This is a genomic window from Chryseobacterium tagetis (genome assembly GCF_016735585.2).
GTDB lineage: Bacteria > Bacteroidota > Bacteroidia > Flavobacteriales > Weeksellaceae > Chryseobacterium > Chryseobacterium tagetis.
On sequence record NZ_JAERSE020000007.1, the window covers coordinates 1 to 7,386 of the forward strand.

Genomic DNA, 7,386 nt, shown 5'->3' on the forward strand with positions numbered 1-7,386 from the left:
ATCTGCACGGTACAAATAAGAGGTATTGTTTCTTAAAATCCCTGTTCTTGTCGAAAGTCCTGCATTGAATAAAAGAGATGACGGAAGATTAAGGAAATTATAATCTATTCCTAAAATCCCTTTGTCTACATGACTGGTCATATTTCCATTGAGATCATAAGGAATCGTATTTCCTGAAGTATCCGAATACCCATTGTACTGACCTGAGAGATCGGTAACACTGTTCAGCCTGTTTCCTGTATAGCTGTAGCTAAGGTCATCGATAGTCATTGCTGTAGTACTTCCTGTAAGAAGCCCTTCGGATCTTTTTAGATTGGTGATATTTCCGTTCAGGTCATAACTTAGAGTTTCATTATAATAACCATTTTGCGGAATTGAAGTATCAGGCTCAGAATACAATCATATAAAAGCAATTTAATGACTTCTTATACCTTCCGCGCATGATATAATACATCTACTGTCAAACTTTTCATTCTTCAGACTTTTATATATACAATCAAAATCTATTTCCTGAATATTATCTTTTAAATAAGTTAGTACATATTTCGAACTTTTATCATGAAAAATTTTCTTAATGGAATTTATAAAATATAAAAGATCATTTTTTGAAAATCCAGAGAGTTTATAGCTATTATTTTCAGAGTCAATTGCTAAAATATATGTTTCGCAAAATGAAGAATTAAATAAAACAACCAGTTTATCACGATTATATTCTACATTATTCTTTTTAAGATTAAATTTTAAAATCTTAAAATTTTCATCCAAATAAATCGAAGAAGTTTTTACTGTGTCAAATTGTATGTTTATTAATTCTGGGTCATAATATTTGTTTTTATCATTTTTACCTTGAATTGTTAAAATACCATCTTCGATCAAATTTATTGTTAACTTTTCCTTTACAGTTTGAGAAAAATAAAAACTCGATATAAAAATTGTAAGTGCTATTATATAGTATGACTTGTACATAATTATTTTATTATTTGAAATTTACTCATTTGTCTTATTATAAAATTTTCTTGCCAATCCATTGCTGTCTTAGATTGAAAAGTGTTTCTATTTCTTGGATCTTGACAAGTGCCAGAATCTCCAGTTCCTTGAGATCTTGCCTGTGCAGGATTCATAGCAGTATTATAAGCGTGACCCATTTCATGAGCAAAAGCTCCTGAAAATGGAGATATTTTTTTCAAATCTATCGTTGTTGTGATTGAATGAATTCCAAAATATTGGGAATTTCCATTAGTATCTTTTGTAGATGTGAATGATGTTGCTGTAAAAGCACCCCCATAGGAAGTTGCTACTCCTGAATTAACTACAACATCAATATCATGAGTTCCGCCGTCTGCGTCTTTATACTGTAAATTATTAGCTAAATTGAAATTATCTGGATCCATGCCCTTAAAATTATCAATAATGGATTGAATCCCTTTTTCTACTGCAATACTTTTATTTAAATTTTCTTGAGCATCATTTAAACTTTTCACAATGGTTTGATATGTATTATAATCTTTTTTAGAATCAAAATCTTTTTTTGTTAGATTTTTATCACCTTTATACCGTGAATTTGACAGCGATTCTCGTTGTTTTAAATCTTTCTCAAGTTTTTTTCTGTTCTCTGTTTCTCCATTAACGATTTCCATTCCATTTGGATCAATAAAAATTACTGGATTATTTCCTGCATATACATATGGTGCAGAATCTGCATACTTCTCCGCCAGTGGATCTACCACCCTCCATCTAACCAAATCAGGCATATACATCCTCGCTCCATAATCATACATTCCTGAATCCGTCTGTAATTCCTTACTATTGTACTTGTATTGGTAATTACCCTCGCAATTTGTCAGGATTATTTTATTTCTCACTCAATAAAATCCTACAGAAACGGAGATATTAATTTATTTCAGTTCATAATTAGAATACTTACCATCTAGATTTAAAGGGACTATTTTATTCCCTTTAAATTTCCATTGCTCATTTTCAAAAATTCTTTTTTGCTCAAACGTAACATTAAAATAATTGGCTTTATTACTTTTAAATTTATATTCAGGTGAATGCAAACCAGCTGTATTTACAATATAAAAAGACATTCCTTTTTCTTTATTAGTAACAATAGTCTTATCAAATTGATCTTTATAAGCTATTGTGTCTTTTTTGTTTCTAATTATATAAAGATGATAATTAATGAGTCTTTGCTCAGAGTCTCTGACATTAAAAGTTATTTTTTTCCCCTTCTTATAAATCTCATTAACAATCAATCTCGATCTTTGAGGATTACTATCTAGTACCAAAAGACTATCATTTTTCACTTGCCAATTACCATAAATTTCTTCTTTTAAAAATTCTGTTTTTCTATAATATTTAAAAGATCCATCCTTTAATAAATTAATACATTCATAATAACGTGGAGCTTTGTAACAATATTCTTTTAATTTACTATCCTGTGAAAAAGAAAGTATTGTAAACAAAATAAAATATAAACTTAAATATTTTTTCATACTAATTTTTTTTTTCATTCCCTTTTTGATAATCTTTTTGCCATCCTTTGTATACTTCCTTAACAGGAATACCTAATTTCCCATTTTGTACTGTTTGTTGTCTCAATGCTTTACCTTCTTTGGAATTAATATCTATTGGACCACTAGGTAAAGTTTGATATGCAGGAGGAGTCATTCCCATTCCAAAATCTTTAACATTTTTATCATTCATTTTATATGGATATCCTTGAAAAATAGTATTTGGCGTTTTAAAAAATTGAATTCCTGTCATTAATGCTCTTTCTCTATTATAGGATTCTGTTTCATCCGTTATATCATATAATGATCCAAATGCCGAATTATCTATAACTAATGATGTTTGCCCAGATTCATATTGGTAAGCATGCTTTAATTCATGACCAACCAGCCCTATATTATTATTGCCTAGACCTATTTTGATTTCATTTGTTGATAAATCATAACTCATACTACCTTCCAGACTTGAGTTATCTGAAAATATATTATATACTTGATCAGATTTTTCTAATTTCTTTATTTCTTGCAATGTGTTTGTATAAAAAGATAACAATACTTCCCCTAGCTCTACATCAATGGAACCATTAGTTATGAATGTTTTTAAATTATTCATACTAGAATTAAGTTGATTTTTATAATTTTTGACAATATCATTTGGGTCTTTAATTTGTCTCCCATCTGGATCAATAAATCTAATTGGATTATTGACTGCATAGGTAAAAGGAGAAATATTGGGGTATTTTTCAGCAAGCTCATCGACAACGCCCCATCTCCCAATATCTGCCATATAGAATCTCGCTCCATAATCATACATTCCTGAATCAGTCTGCAATTCCTTACCATTGTACTTATATTGATATGATGAATTTCCAGATGTAGGATTATACCCACCATGTTTCAAACCAAAAGGATAATAATTATTTTCTTCAAGAACTTCTACATTACTTCTTAAAGAATTAGGGTATTAATATAATACCCTAATTTTTGTAAAATAACTATTAGGCTAGGAGTATTAGAAGTATAAACTTTTTGTCCTAAAAAAGATAGTAATTCCACCAATTAGTTGTTGTTACTTTTTCTTAAACTGAATATTATTACACTTATTTTTCTCATACCATTCTAGCCAGCCTTTTCGGTCTTTCTCATACGCCCCTATCGGATATAAACGTGCATAATTAAGAGTACTCTCAAAGGAAACATGAGAATATTTAGATATAAATTTTAAAGATTTACTAAACTGAGTATTCTGATTTTTTTCAATTAAACTATCAATAATCTTGATGTTAGAAAAATATTGTTCTTTAAAGTCTAAATTCTCGATACAATTTCCGTTGATTGATACATTATTGCTTTTATTTACAGAATTAGCACAATTTACTAATAGTGACAATATCACAATAAAAAATATATTTTTCATATTATGGCAATGTTGTTTTTTTAACAGTTACGCTTCCAGTAGTTTTATCTACCCACATAGCTTGGTTAGTTTTAGTTTTATCCTTCTCTTGAAAAACATTAATGCTCATTGATCCTGTTGTTTCTATCCTTTTATTTCCATTCACTTTATCTTCTTTTTTAAATGCTTTTCCATGAGCCTTATCAAAATCGGGAGTTGTTGCAAGGTCTCCATTTTTATCCACAGTATATTTTCCAATACTTCCTTTTGATATTCCCATTTTGGCTTTTTCCAACTGTTCAGTATGTTCATGAGTTATAGCTCCTGCGCTACTAGTCCCTCCTTTACCTGCTTTGTCAAATTCTAAAACATCTGCCATATCAATCTCTCCTGTTTGAAAACTACCAACCGTAACTGATTTATCATTTTCTACTATACTTTGAGTAACAACTTCTTTTGCTCCAACCACTTCATTATAAGCATCATAAAAAGCCTGTTGCTCGTTTGTTATAGTGGCATCTTTATTAATCATATTGAGAGTTACCTTATAATTACTTGTACCAGTAATTTGGGTATAAACAGCTTCGTATTTTCCACCAAATGTATTTTTAACTAAATCTTTATAAGATTGTTCTGCAGTCGCTGTGGCAAATGAAAGAATTAATTCATTTCCGTCAGGATCAATAAATGCAATAGGATTATTTCCTGCATATGTGTAAGGTGACATGGAAGGATATTTTTCAGCTTTATTATCAATCACTCCCCATCTTCCAATATCCGGCATATAGAATCTTGCCCCATAATCATACATTCCTGAATCCGCTTGCAATTCTTTACCATTATATTTGTATTGGTATGAGCTTCCAGCTGTAGGATTATACCCTTCATGTTTTAACCCAAAAGGATAATAATTATTTTCGTCAAGAACTTCTATTCCAGAGCCATTGTTAAAATAGCTCAACTTCACATTTCCTAAGTGATCTGTAGAGTCACCTTAAAATATTGATTATTCAATAAACAAGAGTAAGAATTCTCCTACTCTTGTTTTAAAATTATCTTTTTAATAAGTTTTGAAAATCAATAATTTAGTTTTATCAAATATTTCATCATTGATTCTGAAAACATATCCCATTACCAAACTATATTTTAATGGTTCGTTTTTTTAGAGGGAGCAATTCCTAAATCATTTAAATCCAATACTTCTATTCTACTAGTTTTATCATTCCAAAAAATAATATTTTTATTATCCTTGTACCATTGTTTCCAGTCGATATAATTACCTTTTGTAGGAGTTATGGAAAATTCAAAACCTTTATCTTTATGAGATTCTATGTTAGATAAATCAGATAAAGATTTGGATGCTTTCTCTAAGTCATTGACATTCTTAATTACTTTTCCATCAATAAACATCTTAACTATGTTTAAATTTTTTTTGTATTCATCTTGAGCTTTGATAACTCTATTATCAATTGATTTACAAGAGTTATTGGTGATGAAAAAACAAAAGATTAATAATAACTTTAATTTATTCATTTCTATTTTTTTACTACATTTCCTCTTTTTAATTCATAAGATGCATTCACAACTTTTCCATTTTTAGTAAATGGTGACATTACTGTTCTAGAGAAAATGCTAAAGGTTCTTAAATACCCATTTGTTTTAATCGTTTCAGTTTCTCGGATTTGATTTGTATATACTGATTCTCCTCTTGTCCAACCACCATTAATTTTACTTTCAGCATTTGTTATTGCCATATCATGATGTCCTGTTTTTTCATTATTCATATAATCATCATGTCCTCCTGATAGGAAAATATCTTGCTCATATACTTCATGCCCAAAAATACTAAATTTACTATATGGTCCTGTTTCTTTGCTAAAACTATTTACATCATCTATATCCATATTGACAAAACCTCCAGCTTTGTTTCTTGATGCTATAGCAACGCTTGTATCACTTTCTGATAAATGAAATGTATTGTTATTATCAGATTGTATAGCGTTATTTAATACATCATAAAAAGCTTTTTGCTCTTTATTTAATCCCTTTATTTGTTCAGCACTCATATTTATTTCAACCTTACCATTAGTTACAGAAACAAATTCCCCTCCTAAACCTTCATTCATTAGATTAGTCGCTTTTTCAATCGCAGTTTTTGTACCCTTTAAAATGATATCCTTATTTTCCATCCCATCCGGATCAATAAATCTTATAGGATTGTTAAAAGCATATGTATAAGGACTCCATCTTCTCGATGTTTCCGCCAGCGGATCCACCACACCCCATCTACCCAAATCTGGCATATAGAATCTTGCTCCATAATCATACATTCCTGAATCAGTCTGCAATTCCTTACCATTGTACTTATATTGGTATGGAGAATTTCCAGATGTAGGATTATACCCACCATGTTTCAAACCAAAAGGATAATAATTGTTTTCTTCAAGAACTTTTACATTTTTCTAATGAAGCTTATTATGACTATATTAATGCCCTAATTTTTATCAAATAACTCTTGGGCTAGAAATATTAAAAGTATAAAATTTTTACCTTAAAAAAAATAGCAACTCCACCCCTTTGTACCTCTTATTATTGTGCTCGCTGGGCTACATTCAGACACTTACCAATAATGTTATCGGCTAAATAAAGGTCATTAATTCCAGCGTCTTTGCAAATACTAGTTTCCTTATCGAACTGATAACAATTAATATCAGCTGAGTTGATAGGGGCAATTTTTACACCACCAATAACTGGTGCATTTTTGTTTATGGAATGAAGAATAAAATCATACGACGAGCCAACTTTTATGACTTTATTACAACCATCATTGCTAACTTTTTTTGACACTATTTTGTATACTTCTTTATCTTTCTTAGCATAAATAAGATAGAAATTATTTAACGAATCAATCTTGTAAACGCTGTATTGATTGGATGAATTATTGTTTGCAATATCTTTTGATTTACAAGAGGAAACCAGAAGTGCAAAACAGAAATTTACGATAATTATAATTGTATTTTTCATTTACGGTATTGTTAAAATTATTGTTCCATTTGTTGTTGTATAATTTACTCTTGCAGCATTAGATGGGAAACCGCTCGGCGTATTAGCTGGCTGTAAAACATTTCCTTGTGTATCCAAAATTGTTTGATTAACTGGACCAGACTGCGGCGTTGCTGTGGCATGAGCTTGCGGATAAACTGAACCTGCTTGACTTGATCGCGGCGATGATATTCCTGAAGCCTGCGAAATTAATGCTCCCTGATATGCTTCTGTAACTTCATGCAACATATCTCCGCCTGGCTTGCCATATGCAGTACTCAATGCACTTAATACGGCTGGGTTTACCAATTGATCTGTAAGTCTCCCCGAAGGTTGGACATTATTACACCCTCATTTTGTATTGTAAAACTATAAAATATTTCATAATGTTTTTGGTGTTGAGGAATTTTGTTGAAAAGGAGAAAACTCAATGCTGGA

Annotated in this window: 7 protein-coding genes and 4 pseudogenes; all 11 read right to left on the reverse strand. The window is 30.2% G+C overall.

Annotated features, from left to right (window positions below):
• Positions 1 to 399, reverse strand: a pseudogene (locus JI747_RS20250) (RHS repeat-associated core domain-containing protein); the annotation flags it as partial.
• Between the two features lie 15 nt (positions 400 to 414).
• Positions 415 to 966, reverse strand: coding sequence for a hypothetical protein (locus JI747_RS20255; protein ID WP_225690820.1), 552 nt, complete (start codon positions 964 to 966; stop codon positions 415 to 417).
• A gap of 2 nt (positions 967 to 968) precedes the next feature.
• A complete protein-coding gene (locus JI747_RS20460; protein ID WP_317197637.1) occupies positions 969 to 1,862 on the reverse strand; it encodes an RHS repeat-associated core domain-containing protein in 894 nt (297 codons plus the stop codon).
• Positions 1,863 to 1,895: 33 nt separating this feature from the next.
• Positions 1,896 to 2,495, reverse strand: a complete 600-nt coding sequence (locus tag JI747_RS20265) for a hypothetical protein (RefSeq protein WP_225690822.1) — start codon at positions 2,493 to 2,495, stop codon at positions 1,896 to 1,898.
• Position 2,496: 1 nt separating this feature from the next.
• Positions 2,497 to 3,414, reverse strand: a pseudogene (locus JI747_RS20465) (RHS repeat domain-containing protein); the annotation flags it as partial.
• A 165-nt stretch (positions 3,415 to 3,579) separates the two neighbouring features.
• Complete coding sequence (locus JI747_RS20275) at positions 3,580 to 3,927, reverse strand: hypothetical protein (RefSeq protein WP_225690824.1); 348 nt, start codon at positions 3,925 to 3,927, stop codon at positions 3,580 to 3,582.
• 649 nt (positions 3,928 to 4,576) lie between these two features.
• Positions 4,577 to 4,891: pseudogene (locus tag JI747_RS20535) on the reverse strand (RHS repeat-associated core domain-containing protein); the annotation flags it as partial.
• A gap of 161 nt (positions 4,892 to 5,052) precedes the next feature.
• Complete coding sequence (locus JI747_RS20285; protein WP_225690826.1) at positions 5,053 to 5,439, reverse strand: hypothetical protein; 387 nt, start codon at positions 5,437 to 5,439, stop codon at positions 5,053 to 5,055.
• 650 nt (positions 5,440 to 6,089) lie between these two features.
• Positions 6,090 to 6,359 (reverse strand): annotated as a pseudogene (locus JI747_RS20290) (RHS repeat-associated core domain-containing protein); the annotation flags it as partial.
• A 136-nt stretch (positions 6,360 to 6,495) separates the two neighbouring features.
• Positions 6,496 to 6,930 (reverse strand): hypothetical protein, encoded by a 435-nt coding sequence (locus tag JI747_RS20295; protein ID WP_225690828.1) that lies wholly within the window; start codon positions 6,928 to 6,930, stop codon positions 6,496 to 6,498.
• Positions 6,931 to 7,257 carry a hypothetical protein gene (locus JI747_RS20300; protein ID WP_225690830.1) on the reverse strand — a complete coding sequence of 109 codons (327 nt, stop codon included), beginning with the start codon at positions 7,255 to 7,257 and terminating at the stop codon, positions 6,931 to 6,933.
• Positions 7,258 to 7,386 lie beyond the last annotated feature (129 nt).